Source organism: Mitsuaria sp. CC2, from assembly GCF_048957715.1.
Taxonomy (GTDB): Bacteria; Pseudomonadota; Gammaproteobacteria; order Burkholderiales; family Burkholderiaceae_C; genus Roseateles.
Genome location: NZ_JARVXN010000027.1, coordinates 150,166 through 171,128, shown reverse-complemented (window position 1 = coordinate 171,128; position 20,963 = coordinate 150,166). Strand labels below are relative to the sequence as shown.

9 protein-coding genes and 1 pseudogene are annotated in these 20,963 nt (G+C 72.0%); 2 read left to right on the top strand and 8 right to left on the bottom strand.

The window, feature by feature from the left end:
* Positions 1 to 81 precede the first annotated feature (81 nt).
* Both PV762_RS18455 and purL read left to right on the top strand, forming a co-directional pair.
* On the top strand, positions 82 to 381 hold the full coding sequence (locus PV762_RS18455) for a hypothetical protein (protein ID WP_421036458.1): 300 nt from the start codon (positions 82 to 84) through the stop codon (positions 379 to 381).
* A gap of 128 nt (positions 382 to 509) precedes the next feature.
* Positions 510 to 4,538 (top strand): phosphoribosylformylglycinamidine synthase, encoded by a 4,029-nt coding sequence (gene purL, locus PV762_RS18450; RefSeq protein ID WP_421036457.1) that lies wholly within the window; start codon positions 510 to 512, stop codon positions 4,536 to 4,538.
* 3 nt (positions 4,539 to 4,541) lie between these two features.
* On the opposite strand, the gene PV762_RS18445 is transcribed toward purL, so the two are convergent.
* The 8 genes and pseudogenes from PV762_RS18445 to PV762_RS18410 form a co-directional block, all read right to left on the bottom strand.
* Positions 4,542 to 6,026 (bottom strand): type IV pilin protein, encoded by a 1,485-nt coding sequence (locus tag PV762_RS18445; protein ID WP_421036456.1) that lies wholly within the window; start codon positions 6,024 to 6,026, stop codon positions 4,542 to 4,544.
* 168 nt (positions 6,027 to 6,194) lie between these two features.
* On the bottom strand, positions 6,195 to 7,199 hold the full coding sequence (locus PV762_RS18440; protein ID WP_421036455.1) for an LLM class flavin-dependent oxidoreductase: 1,005 nt from the start codon (positions 7,197 to 7,199) through the stop codon (positions 6,195 to 6,197).
* Positions 7,200 to 7,296: 97 nt separating this feature from the next.
* Positions 7,297 to 8,361: a S1C family serine protease gene (locus PV762_RS18435; RefSeq protein WP_421036454.1), complete on the bottom strand. Its 1,065-nt coding sequence runs from the start codon at positions 8,359 to 8,361 to the stop codon at positions 7,297 to 7,299.
* A 61-nt stretch (positions 8,362 to 8,422) separates the two neighbouring features.
* A pseudogene (locus PV762_RS18430) lies at positions 8,423 to 8,866 on the bottom strand (response regulator); the annotation flags it as partial.
* Positions 8,863 to 12,654, bottom strand: coding sequence for a response regulator (locus tag PV762_RS18425; protein ID WP_421036453.1), 3,792 nt, complete (start codon positions 12,652 to 12,654; stop codon positions 8,863 to 8,865). The pseudogene PV762_RS18430 and the gene PV762_RS18425, both read right to left, overlap by 4 nt.
* Complete coding sequence (locus PV762_RS18420; RefSeq protein ID WP_421036452.1) at positions 12,651 to 16,013, bottom strand: response regulator; 3,363 nt, start codon at positions 16,011 to 16,013, stop codon at positions 12,651 to 12,653. Before PV762_RS18420 ends, PV762_RS18425 begins: the two co-directional genes overlap by 4 nt.
* Positions 16,013 to 17,239, bottom strand: coding sequence for a response regulator (locus PV762_RS18415; protein ID WP_421036451.1), 1,227 nt, complete (start codon positions 17,237 to 17,239; stop codon positions 16,013 to 16,015). Before PV762_RS18415 ends, PV762_RS18420 begins: the two co-directional genes overlap by 1 nt.
* Entirely contained in the window at positions 17,236 to 20,865 is a 3,630-nt protein-coding gene (locus PV762_RS18410) for a response regulator (RefSeq protein WP_421036450.1), read from the bottom strand. Before PV762_RS18410 ends, PV762_RS18415 begins: the two co-directional genes overlap by 4 nt.
* Between the last annotated feature and the right edge of the window lie 98 nt (positions 20,866 to 20,963).

Below are 20,963 nucleotides of genomic sequence, written 5' to 3'. Positions count from 1 at the left end.
CGATTGCCGGAATGTCCGGGCGGTTACGTCACGAAACATCCCTACATTCGATCACTCGAATAAGTGTTCCAGGGAGTGGTCGTGAAGCTGCATGTGTTTGTCCGCCGGTCCGTGCCGATGCTGGGACTGTCCCTGGTCGCCTCCACCGCGACGGGCGTCGTGGCGGCGCCTGCCACGATCGACGTCGGCATGACCTGCACCGTCCCGGACGGCTGGTGGTCGCTGGACCGCGAGCGTCCGCGGCAGCCGGAACCGGTGAAGGTCCTGGCGTTGAAGTCCCTGACCACGGGAGCCCCGGGCGCCTGGGTCCAGCCGCAGCGCGGCAAGCTGACCGACCAGCAGATGCACCTGGCGCTGGAGCGCCTGACGGACTGCCACTGAGGGGGCGCCGGGACGGCGGGGCGACAGGCGCGGAGACCGGACGGGGTAAACCCGGCCCGGGCGACCGCGCTGGCTAGAATGGCGGGCTCACCGTCGCGGCGCGCGCGGCGCAAACCCCCTGGGATCCCATGGCCAGCACCACCTCCTCCAAGCATCTGATTCACTTCGAGGGGGGCAATGCCCTCTCGTCCTTCCGGGCCGCGGCGCTGCTGGCGCGTCTGCAGGCCGTCAGCGACCGCATCGCCGCGGTGCACGCGCGCCATGTCCACTGGGTCTGGACCGACGCCGCCCTCGACGACGAAGGCCGTGGCAAGCTGGCCGCGCTGCTGGACTACGGCGACGCCTACGAGGGCCCGTCCGCCGGCGCTGCCGACAGCGCGCTGATCGTGGTCGCCCCGCGCCTGGGCACCTTGAGCCCCTGGGCTTCCAAGGCCACCGACATCGCCCACAACTGCGGCCTGCCCATCCACCGCGTCGAGCGCGTCACCGAGTTCCGCCTGACGCTGAAGTCCGGCCTGCTCAGCAGCCTGACGGCCGGCCTGGCCGGCGGTGCGAAAGCGCTGACCGAGACCGAGATCCTCGCCTGCGCCGACCTGCTGCACGACCGCATGACCGAGAGCGTGCTGCTGTCGCGCGAGGCCGGCGCCCACCTGTTCGACGAGAAGCAGGCCCAGCCGCTCGCGCACGTCGACGTGCAGGCGCGCGGCCGCGTCGCGCTGGAGGAGGCCAACGGCGCCTGGGGCCTGGCGCTGTCCGACGACGAGATCGACTACCTGGTCGCTGCCTTCACGAAACTGGGACGCGACCCCAGCGACGTCGAGCTGATGATGTTCGCGCAGGCCAACAGCGAGCACTGCCGTCACAAGATCTTCAACGCCGAGTTCACCATCGACGGCGAGGCGCAGCCGCTGTCGCTGTTCGGCATGATCCGCAACACCGAGAAGCTGCACCCGCAGCACACGGTGATCGCCTACGCCGACAATGCGGCGGTGATGGAAGGCCACGTGATCGAGCGCTGGATGGCCGCCGGCGACCGTCGCGCGCCCCGGTACGAGGCCCGCGCCGAAACCGCGCACGTGCTGATGAAGGTCGAGACGCACAACCACCCGACGGCGATCTCGCCGCATCCGGGCGCCTCCACCGGCGCCGGCGGCGAGATCCGCGACGAGGGCGCCACCGGCCGCGGCGCCAAGCCCAAGGCCGGCCTGACCGGTTTCTCGGTCTCCAACCTGGACCTGCCGGGCCTGTCCGAACCCTGGGAAAAGAACCCCGTCGGCAAGCCCGCGCACATCGCCAGCGCGCTGCAGATCATGACCGAAGGCCCGCTGGGCGGCGCCGCGTTCAACAACGAATTCGGCCGGCCCGCGCTGGGCGGCTACTTCCGCGTCTTCGAGCAGGACGTGGACGGCATCCGCCGCGGTTATCACAAGCCGATCATGATCGCCGGCGGCCTCGGCGCGATTCGCGCCGACCTGACGAAGAAGATCGCCTTCCCCGCCGGCTCGCTGCTGATCCAGCTGGGCGGCCCCGGCATGCGCATCGGCATGGGCGGCAGCGCGGCGAGCTCGATGGCCGCCGGCACCAACACCGCCGACCTGGACTTCGACTCGGTCCAGCGCGGCAACCCCGAGATCCAGCGCCGCGCGCAGGAAGTCCTCAACCATTGCTGGGGCCTGGCCGAGCGCAATCCCATCCTGGCGGTGCACGACGTCGGCGCGGGCGGCATCTCCAACGCCTTCCCGGAACTGGTGAACGACGCCGGCCGGGGCGCGATCTTCGATCTGCGCAAGGTCCCGCTCGAGGAAAGCGGCCTGGCGCCCAAGGAGATCTGGTGCAACGAGAGCCAGGAGCGCTATGTCCTGGTGATTGCGCCGGAGAGCCTCGAGCTCTTCACCGCGATGGCCGAACGCGAGCGCTGCCCGTTCGCGGTCGTCGGCGTGACGACCGAGCAGCGGGAGCTGGTGCTCGAGGACGGCACCGACGGCGAACGCGCCATCGACATGCCCATGGACGTGCTGCTGGGCAAGCCGCCGAAGATGCACCGCGACGTGACGCGCGTGGCCCGCTCGGGCGGCGCGCTGACGCTGGACGGCGTCGATCTGGCGACCACCGCGCGCACCGTGCTGCGCCACCCGACGGTGGCCAGCAAGCGTTTCCTGATCACCATCGGCGACCGCACCGTCGGCGGCCTGAACCACCGCGACCAGATGGTCGGTCCGTGGCAGTTGCCGGTGGCCGACGTCGCCGTCACGCTGTCCGACTTCAAGGGCTTCACCGGCGAGGCGATGAGCATGGGCGAGCGCACGCCGCTGGCCGCCGTCGACGCGCCCGCGTCGGGCCGCATGGCCGTCGCCGAGGCCATCACCAACCTGCTGGCCGCGCCGATCGAGCTGTCGCGCGTGAAGCTGTCGGCCAACTGGATGGCCGCCTGCGGCGAACCCGGTGAGGACGCCGCGCTGTACGACACCGTCAAGGCCGTCGGCATGGACCTGTGCCCGGCGCTGGGCATCTCGATCCCGGTGGGCAAGGATTCGCTGTCGATGCGCACGCGCTGGAGCGATGAAGGCGCGACGAAGCAGGTCACCGCGCCGGTCTCGCTGATCATCACGGCCTTCGCGTCGTTGGCCGACGTGCGGGGCACGCTGACGCCGCAGCTGCAAGACGGCGACACGACGCTGGTGCTGGTCGACCTCGGCCAGGGCCGCATGCGCATGGGTGGCTCGATCCTGGCGCAGACGCTGAACCAGTTCGGCCCCGAGGTGCCCGACCTCGACGATCCCGCGCTGCTGAAGGCGCTGGTCGCCGCGGTCAACGACCTGCGCGGTCAAGGCAAGCTGCTGGCGTACCACGACCGCAGCGACGGCGGCCTGTTCGCCGCGGCGATGGAAATGGCCTTCGCCGGCCAGCGCGGCGTGAGCCTGAACGTCGACATGCTGGTCACCGAAGGCGACGGCATCAGCGACAGCCGCGCCGAGGTGGGCGACTCCAAGAACTGGGCGTCGCAGGTCAGCGGCCGCCGCGACGAACTGACGCTGAAGGCGCTGTTCAACGAGGAACTGGGCGTCGTGCTGCAGGTCGCCACCGGCGACCGCGACGCGGTGCTGCAGACGCTGCGCGCGCACGGGCTGTCAAAGATCTCCCACGTCGTCGGCAAGACGAACGACGCCAAGCAGGCGGAAGTCTGGCGCGACGCGAAGAAGGTCTTCGCCGCGCCGCTGGCCGAGCTGCAGCAGGAATGGGACCAGGTCTCGTGGCGCATCGCCCGAGAGCGCGACAACCCCGTCTGCGCGGACCAGGAGCACGCGTTGTCCGGCGCGCCGGGCAAGGGACTGCACTGGTCGCCCAGCTTCGACGTGAAGGACGACGTCGCCGCCCCGCTGATCGCCAGCGGCGTGCGTCCCAAGGTCGCGATCCTGCGCGAGCAGGGCGTCAACTCGCATGTCGAGATGGCCTATGCGATGGCGCAGGCCGGCTTCGACGCCTACGACGTGCACATGAGCGACCTGCAGGCCGGCGCGGTCGACCTGAAGGACTTCAAGGGCTTCGTCGCCTGCGGCGGCTTCAGCTACGGCGACACGCTGGGCGCGGGCGAGGGCTGGGCGCGGTCCATCCTCTTCAACCCGGTGCTGAAGGCGGCCTTCGAGGCCTTCTTCGCGCGTTCCGACAGCTTCGCGCTGGGCGTGTGCAACGGCTGCCAGATGCTGGCCGCGCTGTCGCCGATGATTCCCGGTGCGCAGCACTGGCCGAAGTTCGTGCGCAACCGCAGCGAGCAGTTCGAGGCCCGCCTGGCGCAGGTCGAGATCGTCGACTCGCCCAGCATCTTCTTCACCGGCATGGCCGGCAGCCGCCTGCCCATCGCAGTCGCGCACGGCGAGGGCTTCGCGGACTTCTCGCAGCGCGGCGACGCCGGCCAGGTGCTGCGCGCGATGCGCTACGTCGACGGCGACGGCCAGCCGACCGAGCAGTACCCGCTCAACCCCAACGGCAGCCCGCAGGGCCTGACCGCGGTGACCACGGCCGACGGTCGCTTCACCGCGCTGATGCCACATCCGGAGCGCGTCTTCCGCAACATCCAGATGAGCTGGACCGGCGGCGACGCCGGCGAGTTCAGCCCGTGGATGCGCATGTTCCGGAACGCACGGGCGTGGGTGGGCTGACCGTCAGCCCCCCTGGGCCTTGGTCCACTTGCCTTCGCGGGTACACGCCATCACGTAGACCTCCTGACCCCGGTAGGGCTGGTACAGCGCGATGTTGCCGCCCGAGACACTCGGATCGATGCCCTGCTGGTTGCACGGCTGGTCGGGGCTGCGATGGGGAATGCGGATGCCGCTGAGGCGAGGGTCGAAGGGCTCGCCGCCGCGTTGCAGGGAACTGACGTCCACGAAGCCGTCCCTGACCGCCAGCGTGCCGTTGAGCTGCATCCCCTTGTCGTCGTGGGCGCCGAAGGGATAGGCATGGTCGCCCGCGCCCACGATCAGCTTCTTGCGGATGACGGCGTGGCCGCCCACGTCGACGACGGCGTGTGTCTCGGTGACGGTGGACCCGTCGTAGCGCTCCCGGGTCACCATGCCGTTGCTGGGATGACGAACGAACAGACCGCCGTTGGCGTGGACGGCTTGGGCGGCCGTCAGTTTCCCCATGACCGTCGCGTTCCCTGCGACACCGAGTTGACCGACGTTGTCCAGATCCTGCCCGCCGAAATCCCACCGGGCCGTCGGTTTCGCCGAGCCATCGCGGCAGGTCACGCCATTGTTGTCCGCGCCCGCGCCCGCGGCACGGTTCGCGGCGCGGGTGTCGCCGCAATGCGCGGCGGCGACGCCGTCCAGGAACACCAGCTGATGTGACGCCAGCACCCCCGGGACGCCGGTGCCCGGCGCGCCGGCCCTGAGCGGATTGGGGACGGACGCCACGCCCTTGCCGCGCAACTGCGCCGCAGTCTCGGAGGACTCCCTCGGCAGCGACACCACGGCATCCGGCCCCAGCGCCTGCAGTGCCGCTTTCAACTGCGCGCCGTAGCCGAAGGGCAGATCAGCGGTCGCGAAGAAGGGCTGGGTGTTGTAGAGCAGAACCCGCAGCGTCGGCGCGGCCGGCCCCGTGGTGCCGGATCCCGCGGCGGCCTGGCCGGCATTGGCGCGCTGCGGACAATTTGCATGGCACTGCACGGAGACGGCCCATCGCGCCGCGGCGGGCTGGCCGGTGCGGCCGTCGAGCATCGTGTCGCCGTGCGGAAAGGGCAGGCTGTCGCCGAAGGTCACGTAACCCAGGTCCTGGAGTTCCTGGATCGACGGTTGGAACGCGTTGTGCACCACGGCCTTGCCGTCGACCTTCAGCTCGCAGTCCGCGTGGGGCCGAGTGCCAGCATGGGAACCCTGCGACAGCGCGACGTCCTCGCAGGTCGGGATGGACTTTACCGCCATCAGGGCGGCGCCGTGATCGAGCACGTAGCGCTCGGCGCCGTCGCGCAGCGCGGCGAGCCGCAATCCGGCCTGCCGTCCGCTCTCGACAATCTGCTGGAACTGCTGGACCTGCAGCGAAGCCAGCCACATCGCGCCCAGCAACGCCAAGGCGATCATGACTTCGCACAGACTGAAACCGGACTGCCGCGTCGCACGGGCGGCGGGAGAGAAGAAGGCGCGGACAGGCATGCGGAAGGAACTCCGGGAAGGGTAGGGGCCGTCATCGTCCCTGCCCGCCGTGTTCGTGCCAATCCGCGAAGTTGAGCGATCCGCGTCCGCCTATCGCAGATCCACGGCAGCGTATCCCGGGTCCCCGTCATCCCGCTGCGACAGCAGAACGCTGGTGCCGTGCCGGACTCAGCCGCCCTCCGACTCCGCCGCGATCCCCGCCAGCAGCTCGTACGACCGTCGACGCGCCGCCGCGTCATGGACGGCGCAGGCGACGATGAATTCGTCGGCGCCGGTGCGCTCGGCCGTCTCCCGCAGGCCTTCGCGCACCGTGCGCGGCGAGCCGACGATCGACTCCGACAGCATGCGTTCCACCCCCAGCTTCTCGCCGGCGGTCCACAGCACGTCCATGCTGTCGATCGGGCGGGGCAGCAGGCCGCGCTGGCCGCGCTGCATGCCCAGGAAACGCTGCTGGATCGAGGTGAACAGGCGCTGCGCCTGGGCATCGGTGTCGGCCACGACCACGTTCAGGCCGACCGCCGCGTAGGGCTGCGGATGTCGCGCGCTGGGCCGGTACTGGGCGCGGTACATCTCCAGCGCCTGCATCAGCATGGCCGGCGCGAAGTGCGAGGCGAACGCGAACGGCAGGCCCAGGTAGGCCGCCAGCTGCGCGCCGTACAGGCTGGAGCCCAGCAGCCAGACCGGCACCTCGGTGCCCTGGCCGGGCACGGCGCGCACGACCTGACCCTCCTGCTCGGGCGCCAGGTAGCTGATCAGTTCCAGCACGTCTTCAGGAAAGCGGTCCTCGTGCGCGGTCGCCAGGTGGCGGCGCAGCGCGCGCATCGTCGGTCCGTCGGTGCCCGGGGCGCGACCCAGGCCCAGGTCGATGCGGCCCGGGAACAGCGTCGCCAGCGTGCCGAACTGCTCCGCGATCGTCAGCGGCGCGTGGTTGGGCAGCATGATGCCGCCGGAGCCGACGCGGATCGTCGAGGTCGCGCCGGCGATCTGGCCGATCAGCACCGCGGTCGCCGACGACGCGACGCCGTCCATGTTGTGGTGTTCGGCCACCCAGTAGCGCGTGTAGCCGAGCCGCTCGGCATGCTGCGCCAGCGTGACGCTGTCCTGGAGCGCCTGGGCGGCGGAACCGCCTTCGACGATGAAGGCGAGGTCGAGGATCGAAAGTCGGGGTTGCATGGGCGCGGAGTCTAGAGGCGACGTCCGGACCGGGGTCCCGGGAGGGTTATCGCCACTTGGAGTAGGGAGGCAGACTCGATCGCTGCCCGGCCGCTGCTCAGTCGCTGGTGAGCGGGGCCTGGACCTGCCGGGTCTTGCCGCCGTTCCAGACGGTCAGGGTGACCTTGTCGCCGATCTTGCGTTCCTCGAGTTCGCCGAGCAGGTCGTCCAGGTCGGCCACCGGCTTGCCGTCGACGGCGGTGATGACGTCGCCGCCCACCACGCGGCCGTCGCGCCCGCGCAGGAAAGGCTGCAGTCCGGCACGCTGGGCGCCGCCGCCCGGCTGCAGGCCGATCAGCACGACGCCCTTGGGCAGGCGCAGGACCTGGCGCAGCTGTTCGCTGCCGGCGGTCAGCCCGAGCGCCGGGCGGATCACGCGGCCGTGCTGGATCAGCTGCGGCACGACGCGGTTCACCTCGTCGGCGGGGATCGCGAAGCCGATGCCGTTGCTGCCGCCGCTCGGGCTGAAGATCGAGGTGTTGACGCCGATCAGCCGGCCCGCCGAGTCCAGCAGCGGGCCGCCGGAGTTGCCGGGATTGATCGCGGCGTCGGTCTGGATGGCGCCGCGGATCGTGCGCTGCGTCATCGATTCGATCTCGCGGTTCAGCGCGGACACGATGCCGCGCGTCAGCGTCTGGTCCAGCCCGAACGGGTTGCCGATCGCATACACCGTCTGCCCCACCAGCAGGTCGCGGCTGCTGCCCATGGGCACGGGGGCGAGCTTCTCGCGCGGCGCGCCGATGCGCAGCACGGCCAGGTCGCGGTCCGGGTCGACGCCCACCAGCTTCGCGTCGTAGGCGCTCTGGTCCGACAGCGTCACCTTGGCCGACGAGGCGCCGCGGATCACGTGGAAGTTGGTGACGATGTGGCCCTGCTCGTCCCACAGGAAGCCGCTGCCGGTGCCGCTGGGCACTTCCGTCACGTTGCGCGAGAAGAAGTCGCGCTGCTGCGCCAGCGTCGTGATGTGGACCACCGACGGCGACAGCTTGCGGAACACCGCGATGTTGTTCTGCTCCTGCGCGTCCAGCGGCCCGCGCGGCGTGACCGGCCGCGGCTGGGGCCAGGTGTTGCCGGAACAGACCAGGAAGCTCGCGAGGACGACGCACGGAAGCCGGAAGCGCATGACAGGGAAAGAAGGGCGACGGATCGGACGATTATGGAAGCTCCGAGCCTCCCGCCCAGCGGGCGATTTCGGCTTCCAGGTGCGCGGCGCGTTCGCGCAGCAGGTCGGCGGTGGCCTTGAGCTGCAGGTGGGTGCGCACGCGGGCGAGCAGGATGGGCGGGCTGATCGGCTTGGTGATGTAGTCGACCGCGCCGACCGACAGGCCGTGCGACTCATCCGCGGGATCCGAGCGCGCGGTCAGGAAGAGCACGGGGATGTCGCGCGTGGCCGCGTCCGCCTTGAGCCACCGGCAGAGTTCGTAGCCGTCCATGTTGGGCATCAGCACGTCCAGCAGGATGAGGTCGGGCGGCGGGGCCTCGGCGGCGATGCGCAGCGCGCGGTCGCCGGTGGTCGCCACCTTGACGCGGTGCCGCTCCTTGAGCAGCTCGTAGAGCTGCGACAGGACCTCGGGGGAATCGTCCACGATCAGGATCGTGGGACGCGGGTCTCCGTTCGAGATGCTCATGGCAGGGGTTCCTCCATCGATCGGACGCCGTCCGGCGGCGCCATGCCGGCGGCCGCGTCATCTTCCAGTCCGCGGCGGGCGGTCTCGAAGTCGAATCGCGCGGCGGCTTCCAGGACCTCGCGCAGGGCGGCTGCGCGCCGTTCGTCGAGCCCGTGGCGTCCCCGGGCCAGCAGCGCCGTGAGTTGCTCGGCGGTGTCCACCGCCGCACCGTCGTGTTCGTCCAGCTGGCGCCGCAGGCGCGCCAGGCGCCCGTCAAGTTCGGCGAGGCCCCCCGACGGCGACGGATCGTCCAGCGGGCCCGGCATCGTCGGCGGCGCGTCATCCGCCAGCGTCTCTCCCAACGCATGCAGCAGACGGTCCAGCGCCACGCGCACGGCTCGCGCCAGCTCCTGGCGCCGCGCCGCCGGGGCCTGCTCGCGGCAGGCGCTCTCCAGCGCGGCGGCGGCCGCGCTCAAAGGCAGCGCGCCGATGGTCGCGGAGGCGCCCCGCAGCGAATGCGCGAGGTACTCCAGCGCCTGCGCGTTGTCCGACGCGGCCGCCTGGGTGAGGCGGTCGCCGGTGTCCCGCTGGGTGTGCAGGAAGATTCGCAGCAGGCGCAGGTACAGGCCGGCGTTGTTGGCGGCCGAGGCCAGCCCCGAGCGCGATTCCAGGCCGTCGACGACGGGCAGCGCCGGGGCGGCCGCGGGTCGGTGCCGGGAAGTGCCGGCCGCGAACGCGTCCTGCGGCGGGACCGCCGCGGGCGTGGCCGGATGCACCCAGCGCGACAGGACCTCGAACAGCGTGTCGACGTGCAGCGGCTTGGCCACGTGGTCGTTCATGCCGGTGGCCAGGATGCGCGCGCGGTCGGCGCCGGTGGCGTTGGCGGTCAGCGCGATCACGGGCAGTTCGCGCCAGCGCGGGTCCTGGCGCAGGCTCCGGGTGGCGTCGTAGCCGTCCATCACCGGCATCTGGCAGTCCATCAGCACGCCGTCGAAACCGTCGGGCGAGCGCTGCAGCAGGTCCAGCGCGATGGCGCCGTTGTCCGCGATGGTCACCGCGATGCCGGCCTTGGTCAGCAACTCCTCGGCGAGCTCCTGGTTGACCTGGTTGTCCTCCACGACGAGCAGGCGAGCGCCCGCCAGCGACTGCATCGACGCCCGCGTCGCGGCGCGGCGCGCGTGCGCGTCGGGGACGGCGCCGGACGAGGCCGCGCCGCCCAGCGCGTCCCGCAGCGTCGCGGCCGTCACCGGCTTGGCCAGGACGGGCAGGGGCTGGCCGTCGGGCAGCGCCGAGGTCGACGCCATCGCCGCCATCGTCTCGTACAGCCCGTCGTCGTTGCCGAAGGCCGTCACCATCACGATCCGGGGCATCGGCGAGGCCTGCTCGAACAGTCGGGACGCCGTGGCCAGCCCGTCCATCTCCGGCATCTTCCAGTCCATCAGCACCCAGTCGAACGGACGGTGCTCGCGCGCCGCCGTCTGTACCGCCCGCAGCGCCCGCGGGCCGTCGGCGGCCTGCTCGACCTGCAGGCCCATCCCCTGGCAGAGCGCGGCCAGCACCTCGCGGGCGACGCGGTTGTCGTCCACGACCAGCGCCCGGCCGCGCAGCGCCGGCGGTGCCTCGTCCTCGCCCGCCGCCTCGTGCGACGGCGCCACCCCCAGCCGCGCCGTGAAATGCAGCGTCAGCCCCGCGCCGGGCATCGAGTCGACCCGCAGCACGCCGCCCATCATTTCCACCAGCATCCGGCACACGGCCAGCGCCAGGTCGCCGCGGTCGGGCGTGTCGGCGTCGGCCTGCGCCGGGCGCCGCACCAGCCGCGCCAGTTCCGGCGGCGACAGCGCCGGGCCGCTGTCGCGGATGCTGAATTGCAGGACGATGCCGTCCGCGCCCGCCGGCGTCACGTCGTCCCCCGCGGCGCCTGCTTCCGACACGTCCGACACCGCCACCACGACCTCGTCCTGTTCGCTGCGGCGCGCGGCGTGCTTGCCGATATGGGCCAGCACCTGGCCGAGGCGGAAGGGATCGCCGACCAGCGTGCGCGGCAAGCCGGCGGGCACGCTGAGCAGGAGCTCCACCCCCTTTTCCTCCAGGCCCAGGCCGACCACCTGCACGAGGTGGGCGAGCACCTCGTCGAGCTCGAACGGGATGTGCTCCAGCGCGAGCCGGCCGGCCTCGATGCGGCTGAAGTCGAGGATGTCGTCGATGACGCCCAGCAGCGTCTCCGCGGCCCGGCAGGTCTTGTCCACGTAGTTGCGCTGGCGCGCGTCGAGTTCGGTCTGCAGCGCCAGCTCGGACATGCCGATGATGGCGTTCATCGGCGTGCGCAGCTCGTGGCTCATGTTGGCGAAGAAGTCGGCCTTGGCGCGGGTGGTGGACTCGGCGGACTCGCGGGCGGCGAGGATCTCGTTCTCGGCGGACAGACGGTCCGTGAGGTCCATCAGCCAGACCAGCATCCCCGTGCGGCCGAAGTCCACCGGCATGAAGGCCGCCACGCAGTCGCGGTGCGCGCCGTCGGGGTCGACGATGCTCAGCTCGACGTCGCTTGCGCTCCCGCCGATGTCGCCGTCACCGTCGACGTTTCCCTCCAGCAGCGCCTGCGCCCGTCGGCGGCTCGCGTCGTCCGCGTAGGCGTCGGGCCAGGGACGCCCGATCTCGACGGCCAGCAGCCGCCGCAGCGCCGGATTGGCGACGCTCACGAGGCCGTCCGAGATCAGTCCGATGCCGATGGGCGTGTGCTCGATCATGGCCATGAAGCGCTCGCCCTGGCGCAGCAGCGCCTGTTCCTGCGCGTGACGGGCCGCGCGCAGCGTGAGGCTGCGCAGCAGCGCGGCGAGCCCGGCGAAGCACAGCAGCGCCGACAGCAGGCCCACGCCCGCCCGGGCCGGCGCGCCGAACACGCCCGAGAGATCGGCGACGAAGACCATGCGCCACGGACCGGCGCTGTCGCGCCAGCCCAGGTCGCGCGAGACCAGCGCGTGGGGGCGGCCGTCGATGCGCGCGTCGCGCGCGTCGGGGTCGAAGGGCAGGGACAGCGTGTGGGCCGGATCCTCGAACTGCCGTCCGTAGCGCAGCCCCTCGGTGAGACGCCGGCTGCGCTCGGCCGACGCGGGGCCGGCCAGCCGGAGCGACCACTCGGGCCGCGTCGACACCATCACCACGCCTTCGGGCGACAGGATCAGCGACGTCACGTCCGCGTGCGGGCTGAGGAAGCGGTCCAGCGACGGTCCGTAGAACTGCGTGGCGATGACGCCGATCACGGGCCCCTTCGCGTCGGTGTCGCGGAACACCGGCGCGCTCAGGAAGATCGCCCGGCGGGACGTGGACTGGCTGACCGCCATGGACACGGCGGTGCGGCCGGCCATCGCCTCCCGGAAGTACTCGCGATGGCTGACGTCCAGTCCCATCGGCGAGCGCTGCAGGCCGCGGTTCCATTCCCCGACGATCATGCCCTGGCCGTTGGCCACGAAGCTCACGTCCGCGCCGAGCTGGTCGTTCATCGCCGACAGCATGTCGACGGCCGGCCGCATGCGCAGCGCCACCTGGAGGTCGGTCTGCAGGGCGGTGGCCTTGACGTCGGCATCGAGGCGGCCCGACAGCCTCAGCGCGCCCATCGCCTTGCTCTCCTGCGTGAGGCCGTGGAAGAGCAGCACCTCCCGATCGATCGTGGTCGCCATCCGCGCGCGGAAGCGGTCGTCCAGGACGCGCCGGGTTTCCTCGGCGATGCCGGCGCCGACGATCACCGACAGCACGCCGGCGGCGACCCACGCCGGCTTCGGATGGCGCGCGATCAGGATCGCGATGCGGATCATGGCGGGGTTCCTCCGGCCGGCGCGCCGGCGTCCCAGCTCAGCAGCGCCAGCGCCTCCTCGAAGCGGAAGCCCGAGGCCGCCGCCGCGACGCGGCGCAGCAGCTGGAGGCGGGCGGGCGGCGGGGGGCGCAGCGTCAGCGCCTCCGCCAGCGACCGGCCCAGGTCGATCGCGGCCGCGTCGCCGGCCCGCAGCAGGTCGGTCAGGCGCGACAGCAGGCCGTCCAGCGCGTCGTCCGATCCTGGCGCGGCGGCCTGCGCGCCGTGCACGAAGCGCGCCAGCGCCTCGAACAGCCGGTCCACGCTCAGCGGTTTGCTCAGGCAGCCGCTCATGCCCGCGGCCATGATGCGTTCGCGCGCTTCCAGCGACGCGCTGGCGGTCAGCGCGATGACGGGCAGGTCGCGCCAGCGGGGATCCTGGCGCAGGCGGCGCGTGGTCTCGTAGCCGTCCATCCCCCGCATCTGGCAATCCATCAGCACCGCGTCGATGCCGGGCTCCGTGCGCCCGAGCAGGTCCAGCGCGGTCTGACCGTCGGGCACGGTCGTCACGTCGAGTCCGGCGGCGCGCAGGAGTTCGGCGCTCAGTTCGCGGCTGACCGGGTCGTCCTCGACGACCAGCAGCCGCGTGCCGGTCAGCCGGGCCATCGCGGCGCGCGTGGTGCCGCCAAGCTGCGGCGAGGCGAGGGCGGGCACCAGCGCCTGCCCGGTGGCCTCGCCGATGGCCGACAACAGCGTCGAGGCGGTGACCGGCTTGCTCAGCAGCCGCGGCCGGTGGCGCGGATCCGCGTCGGCCAGCGCCGCCGCCAGGCTGGCGTCGCGGCCGAAGGCCGTGACCAGCAGGATCGCGGGCGGCGACGTGAGCCGGCCGGCGGCGATCAGCCGCGTGGCTTCGAGGCCGTTGAGGACCGGCATCTGCCAGTCCATCAGCACCAGATCGTAGGCGCGCTTCTCCGCATCGGCCTCGAGCACGCACTGCGCCGCGTTGGCGCCGTTGACGGCGGTGTCCACGCGCATGCCGAAGCCCGCGCACAACGCGCCGAGGATCTCGCGCGCCGCGCGGTTGTCGTCGGCCACCAGCACGCGCAGGCGCGACAGGTCGGCCAGTGCCGCGCTCGCCGGCACGGCCGCCGCGCGGGCGCCGTGGCGCAGTCCCAGGCGCACGGTGAAGGAGAAGGTCGACCCCTCGCCCGGACGCGAGCTCACCTGGATGCGTCCGCCCATCATCTCGACCAGTTCCCGGCTGACCGCCAGGCCCAGGCCGCTGCCGCCGTACTGGCGCGTCGTCGAGGTGTCGGCCTGGTTGAAGCTGTGGAACAGCCGCGAGATGGTTTCCGGCGTCATGCCGATGCCCGAGTCGGTCACGCTGAAGCGCAGGGCGATGGTGTCTTCGCCCGTCCCGTCCCCGGACGCCGGCGCGTCCTCCAGCGATGCTTGCGCCGACCCCGCGGCCGGCTCGCCGGGCACGACGCGCTCGACCGCGACGATGACTTCCCCGCTGTCGGTGAACTTGACCGCATTGGCGCCCAGGTTGATCAGCACCTGACCCAGCCGCATCGGGTCGCCGATCAGGGCGTCCGGCACGTCGGCCGGGCGATGGATGAGCAGTTCCACCCCCTTGTCCTCGGCGCGCAGCCCGATCAGGTCGACGAGCCGCTCCAGCACCTGGTCGAGCTGGAACGGCACCTGCTCCAGCGCGATGCGGCCGGACTCGATGCTGCTGAAGTCCAGGATGTCGTCGATGAGGTCGAGCAGGCTGAGCGCCGCGCCGTTCACCTTCTCGAGGTAGTTGCGCTGGCGCGCATCCAGGCCGGTCTGCAGCGCGAGGTCGGACATGCCGACGATCACGTTCATGGGCGAACGGATCTCGTGGCTCATGCCCGCCAGGAAGCTGGACTTGGCGCGCGCCGCGTCATGGGCCGCCTCCATCGCCCGGCGCGCTTCGCGCGCGGCCTCCTGACGCCGCGTGATGTCGACCAGCCACAGCACCACGGCGGGCTTGTCGCCTTCGTAGTCGATGGGCATCGAGGACATGAGGTAGGCCCGCGGCTCGCCGCGCGCTCCGATCAGCCCGACCTCGAGGTCCAGCGTGCGGCGCCGTTCCCGCAACACCGCCTCGACCAGCGTGCGGCTTTGCTCATCGCAGTAGCGGTGCGGCCACTGGTCGAACAGACCCACGCCCAGGTGATCCGTGAGGACCGGATTCACGACCTCCAGTCGATCCTTGACGATCGCGCAGAAGCCGACGGGCGAGGTGCGCATGATGGCCCGGAACTGATCGCCCCGGGCGGCGATCTCGGCGGCGTTGCGGGCGCGGTGGCGGCGGTGGACCGCGATCAGCCTCGCCAGCGCGTAGGCGCTCAGCAGCAGGGCGGCGGCCAGCCCCGCGGCCATCAGATGCTGCCGCGGGCTCATCGCGGCGGACAGGTCCTCCAGCAGGACGAGGCGCCAGGCGCCGTCCGGGTCGTTCCATTCGATGCGGCTCGTGGCGACGGCCATACGCCGGCCGTCGACGTCGACCACCGCGCCGTCCACCGGATCGAAGGGCAGCGTCCGGGCACTCGCCGGCGTCTGGAACTGCGTCGCGAAGCGCCGCGTCGCCGTCAGGGCGGCGGCGCGCTCGTCCGTGACCGGGCCCACCAGCGTCATGTCCCAGTCCGGCCGGCTCGCCGCGAAGACCACGCCGTGCGGCGACACCAGCAGCGCGTCCCCCTGCGCCCGCGCGGCGAAGAAGCGGTCCAGAACCGCCGGGGACCGGCGCACCGCCATCACGCCGATGACGGCGCTGGTGGATTCCCGCGTCGCGAAGATGGGCGCGCAGAACACGACCGCCCGCTGTTGCAGATGCGGGCTCAGGCCCAGGTAGATCGAGGGCCGCCCCCGCTGCAGCGCCTGCCGGACATAGGCGCGGTGCGAGAGGTTCATGCCGATGGCGCGTTCCACGTCGCGTTGCACCCATTCCGCGACCAGGACGCCGGACTTGTTGAGGACCCAGGCGTCGTCGCCGCCGATCGTCTGCGCGATGCCGCGCAAGCGGGCCTCGCCGGGTCGCACCAGCCGCGCGCGCTCGGCGTCGGTTTCCAGCGTCATCGTCTTGACCAGCGGATCGATCAGGCCCGTCAGCTCGACGGCGCCCATGTCCTGGCCGGACAGCGTCTGCTGCACCAGGGCGACGCCTTCGCGGTCGGCGGCCGACTGCAGGGCGCGGTGCAGGTCCGTCTCCAGGTACCAGCGTTGCGCGTTGCTCAAGGCCCATCCCGCCGCGATCGCGGCCATGGCGGCCACGACGGCGCTCCCCCAGCCGGTCCACGGCGCGGCGGCCCCGCCAGGGCCGATCGCCGCGCGGTCAGCCGCCGAGGACGGCATCAGCGGCTCCGCTCCGCGCCCATCGCCGTGAGGTCCGGCGGGATGTCCGGCGGGCTCACCGTCTCCATCCAGGCGCGCTTGCGCGCCAGCGCCGCGTCGTCGTCGGCGAACTGCCGCGCGATGGTCTGGAATTCCGGCTGGATGCGCAGGAAGGCCTCGACGATGTCCGGATCGAAATGCGTGCCCGAACCCTGCGCGATGAGGGCCGCGGCCTGGTCGTGCGGCATGCCTTCCTTGTAGACGCGGCGGCTGATCAGCGCGTCGTAGACGTCCGCCAGCGCCATGAGCCGCGCCGACAACGGGATCGCTTCGCCCCGCAGGCCCCGCGGGTAGCCCGATCCGTCCCACTTCTCCTGGTGGCAGTAGGCGATGTCCTTGGCCGTGGACAGGAACGCCACCGGCGTCCCCAGCTGCGTTTCGGCCTGCTGGATGGCGTCCCGCCCCAGCGCCGGGTGCGCCTTCATGACCTCGAACTCGTCCGGCGTGAACTTGCCGGGCTTGAGCAGGATGCGGTCGGGAATGCCGATCTTGCCGATGTCGTGCAGCGGCGCCGACTTGAACAGCGTGGCGATGACGCCGGGCACGCGCAGCTCCAGGCAGCGCGGGTGGTCGCGCAGCGCCTCGGCCAGCGCGCGCACGTAATGCTGCGTGCGGCGGATGTGGTTGCCCGTGTCGCTGTCGCGCGTCTCGGCCAGCGAGGCCATCGCCAGGATGGTGACGTCCTGGATCGCGGCCAGCTCCTCGGTGCGGCGCGCCACCTCGGCCTCGAGGTAGGCCGCCTTGTCGCGCAGGAAATCGGCGCTCGCCTTCAGCCGCAGGTGCGTGCGCACGCGGGCCATCACGATGGGCGGGCTGATCGGCTTGGTGATGTAGTCGACGGCGCCCAGCGACAGCCCGCGGGTCTCGTCGGCCACGTCGGACTTCGCGGTCAGGAAGATCACCGGCACGTCGCGCGTGCCCGGGTCGGCCTTCAGGCGCCGGCAGACGTCGTGGCCGTCCACGCCCGGCATCATGACGTCCAGCAGGATGAGGTCGGGCCGCGGCTCGGCGCCGGCGATGGCCAGTGCCTTCACGCCGTGGTTGGCGATCTTCACGCGGTAACGGTCGCGCAGCAGCTCGCTCATCAGCAGCAGGTTGTCGGGCGTGTCGTCGACGACCAGCACGGTCGCCCCGTCGGTGGGATCGGGCGCCTCCGCGGCGCCGGCAGGGACGGGCAGGTCGCTCATGCGGGACTCCCTGACGAGGTGGGATCGTTGCGCAGATCGCTGCTGCGGTCGGTGCTGCGATCGTTGCTGCGATAGTCGCGCCTATCGTCCTGCAGCCAGTCCAGCGCGCCGTCGAAATCGAATCGCGCCGCGGAATCCGCGGCGCGGCGCAGCACGCGCGCCCGCGCGGTCGGCAGCGGCAGGCGGTCGAGCAGCGCCGTCAGTTCCTGCGCCGCGTCGGTGGCCGCGGAATCGCTGTCCCGCAGCAGTCCGGTCAGCCGGGCCAGCAGGGCGTCCAGGTGCTCGCGCGAGGCGTCGTCCAGGGTAGGGGCGGACGCCTGGACCATCGCCTCGAGCGCGAGGTGCCGGCCCAGCGACACCTGCAGCGTCGCCAGCAGCGATTGCGCACGGGTCAGCAACGGATCGCGCTCGGCGGCGGAGGCGCGCTGCGCGCAGGCCTGTTCGAGCGCGCCGGCCGCGGCCGACAGCGGGCGCGCGCCCAGCGTGCCCGCGGCGCCGCGCAGGGAGTGGGCGAGCCGCGTCATCGTGACCGCGTCGCCCGCCGCGACGGCCTCGGCGAAATCGGCGGCGAAACCGCTCTGCGTGTCGTGGAAGGTGCGCAGCAGCTTGCGGTAGAGCGCGAGGTGGCCGCCCGCCGTCGCCAGGCCCGTCTGCACGTCCAGTCCGGCGATCTGCGGCAGTCCGTCCGGGCGGCGGGAGGCGGGGGGCGCCGACGGGTCGTCGCCGGAAGTGCCGCCGGAAGTGCCGCTGGACGGGCCGTCGCGCAGGCCCGCGGTATCCGCGCCGGGCTCGAGGACCTCGCTGCGTCCGTGTTGCGTGTCCACGCGCAGGCCCGCGCCGGAGCGCGTGTCCATCGCCACGTCCGAGGCCGGCATGGCGGGGCGGATCCAGCGCGCGAGGATCTCGAACAGATGATCGACGTTGAGCGGCTTGGCGATGTGGTCGTTCATGCCGGCCGCGAGGACGCGCTCGCGGTCGCCGCTCATGGCGTTGGCCGTCATCGCGACGACGGGCAGGGTGGCCCAGCGCGGCACGGCGCGCAGGGCGCGGGTGGCGGCATAGCCGTCCAGCACCGGCATCTGGCAGTCCATCAGCACGCCGTCGAAGCCCTCGGGCGAGGCCTCCAGCAGGTCGAGCGCGACCCGGCCGTTGCAGGCCAGCGTCACATGGACTCCCGCATCCTCCAGGAGCGCCGTGACCAGCTCCTGGTTGAACTCGTTGTCCTCCGCCACCAGCAGCCGCGCGCCGGCGACCTGGCGCATCGCCTCGCGCGCGGAATCCCGCCGGCGCTGCGCCGCCGGGGCCGGCAGGTCGACGTGGCCGAGCGCCTCGCCGATGGCGCCCAGCAGGGCCGACGCGGTCACCGGCTTGGTCAGCAGCACCGGACGGCGCGGCTCGTTGGCGGCGGCCAGCGCCGCCGTCAGCGCATCGTCGCGTCCGAAGGAGGTCACCAGCACGACGGCCGGCGGCGTGCGAAGCCGGCCGTCGCCGAGCTGGCGCGTCGCCTCCAGGCCGTCGAGCACCGGCATCTGCCAGTCCATCAGCACCAGCGCATAGGGACGCCCGTCGGCCTGGGCGCGCTCGGCGTTGCGCACGGCCTCGGCGCCGTCCGCCGCGGTGGACACGTCCAGCCCGAACCCCGTCCCCAGCGCGGACAGGATTTCACGCGCGGCGCGGTTGTCGTCGACGACCAGCGTGCGCAGCCGCGACAGCTCGTGCGCCATGAGCGCTCGGCGCGCGGGCAGGTCGGAGCCTTGCGCCTGCAGCACGAAGCGGGCGGTGAAATGGAAGGTGGAGCCCACGCCCGGCGTCGACTCCAGCCAGATGCGGCCTCCCATCATCTCCACCAGCTGCTTGCAGATCGCCAGGCCCAGGCCGCTGCCGCCGTACTTGCGCGTGGTGGAGCTGTCGGCCTGGCTGAAGCTGCGGAACAGCAGCAGCTGCTGCTCGGGCGTCATGCCGATGCCGCTGTCGCGGATCTGGAAGTGGAGCTCGACCTCGGGGTCGCAGGCCGCGTCGCCGGCCTCCGGCATGCCCGAGGGGCTGGACGTACCCGGCGCGAGCCTCACGGCCTCGATGCCGACGATGATCTCGCCGTGGTCGGTGAACTTGGCGGCGTTGTTGCCCAGATTCACCAGCACCTGGCCCAGGCGCAGCGGGTCGCCGATCAGCGCGGTGGGTAGGTCCGGGGGCACGTTCAGCAGCAGCTCCAGGCCCTTGTCCTCGACGCGGAAGCCGATCAGGTTGACCAGGTGGTCGAGCACGTCCTCCATCTGGAAGGGCACGCACTCCAGGCTGAGCTTGCCGGCCTCGATGCGGCTGAAGTCCAGGATGTCGTCGATGACGCCGAGCAGGTTCTCGGCCGAGCGGTTCACCTTCTCGATGTAGTTGCGCTGCCGGGCGTCCAGGCCGGTCTGCAGGGCGAGGTGGGACATGCCGATGATCGCGTTCATCGGGGTGCGGATCTCGTGGCTCATGTTGGCCAGGAAATCCGACTTGGCGCGGGTCGCGCCTTCGGCGTCCTCCTTGGCCTGCTGCAGCGCCGCCTGGGCGCGCTCGCGGTCCGCCAGCAGCGCCTGCAACTGGCCGTGCTGGGCCTGCAGTTCGAGTTCCTTGCGCTCGCGCGAGACACCGTGGGCCAGGCTGCGCAGGGTCGCTGCGAGCAGCCCGAAAGCCAGCAGGGTCACCAGCGCCGCGATGCCCAGCCGCGTCGCCAGCGGCTCCAGGGCGTCGAGGTCGCCCAGCAGCACCAGTCGCCAGGGGCCGGTCGGATCGTTCCAGGACACCTCGGCGCGGGCGACGGCGTGCCGCACGCCGTCGATCGTCACGGTGGGGCCGTCCAGCGTGAACGGCAGGCTGCGCGAGCGCGCGGCGTCCTCGAAGAGCTTGCCGAACTGGCGCGCCGCGGTGATCGCCCGGGCGCGCTGTGGCGTGGCGGGGCCGTCGAGGATCATGCGCCAGTCGCGGCGGCTGGACGCGAGCACCACGCCGGAGGGCGAGATGAGCAACGCCCCGGCGTAGCTGCGGGTATCGAGGAAGTGGTCCAGCCTGTCGACGTAGACGCGGCCGACGACCGCGCCGACGATCTCGCTGTCCTTGCCGGGGAGGCGGTACACCGGCGCGGCGAGCCAGTAGACGGGCTGGCCGGTGCTGATGCTGATGCCGGCGAAGACGCTGGGCTGGCCGTTCATCGCCTGGCGGAAGTACTGGCGGAAGGCGACGTCCAGGCCGATCGGCGACGCGCCCTCGTCGTCCCAGGCCGCGACGATGCGGCCGCGCGCGTTGACGACGAAGACCTGCTGGGCGCCAACGCCGGTGGCGATCACCTCCAGCGTGTCGGCCGCGGGCCGGGTGCTGCGCGCCGAGTCGACGTCGGTGATCGCCGCGGCGCGTTTGATCGCGGGGTCGAGCTGGCCGGCGAGCACGATCGCGCCCATGCCCTTGCCGGTCAGCGTGAGGCCCTGCAGCGACAGCGCCTCGCGCTGCGCCGCGTTGTTCAGGACGCGCCGGAAGTCGTACTCCAGCGAGTGCCGGTGCAGCTCGCTCGCGGCGACGCCCAGGGACAGCGCGGCCAGCGCGGCCAGGGGCCACGCGACGCGGCGATGCGCCAGGAGCCAGTCGGACACACGACCCATCCTTCTCCCCCCCAGGAACGACCGACGTGCCTTCGTCGGACTTCGGTGGATGAACGCAGGGTCAGTGTAGAGGCGGCGGCGCGGGGCGC

Excerpts from the sequence above, each read along its gene's own strand:
- PV762_RS18445 (WP_421036456.1), bottom strand. The coding sequence starts at position 6,026 with ATGCCTGTCCGCGCCTTCTTCTCTCCCGCCGCCCGTGCGACGCGGCAG.
- PV762_RS18415 (WP_421036451.1), bottom strand. The coding sequence starts at position 17,239 with ATGAGCGACCTGCCCGTCCCTGCCGGCGCCGCGGAGGCGCCCGATCCC.
- purL (WP_421036457.1), top strand. The coding sequence starts at position 510 with ATGGCCAGCACCACCTCCTCCAAGCATCTGATTCACTTCGAGGGGGGC.
- PV762_RS18425 (WP_421036453.1), bottom strand. The coding sequence starts at position 12,654 with ATGATCCGCATCGCGATCCTGATCGCGCGCCATCCGAAGCCGGCGTGG.
- PV762_RS18440 (WP_421036455.1), bottom strand. The coding sequence starts at position 7,199 with ATGCAACCCCGACTTTCGATCCTCGACCTCGCCTTCATCGTCGAAGGC.
- PV762_RS18420 (WP_421036452.1), bottom strand. The coding sequence starts at position 16,013 with ATGCCGTCCTCGGCGGCTGACCGCGCGGCGATCGGCCCTGGCGGGGCC.
- PV762_RS18435 (WP_421036454.1), bottom strand. The coding sequence starts at position 8,361 with ATGCGCTTCCGGCTTCCGTGCGTCGTCCTCGCGAGCTTCCTGGTCTGT.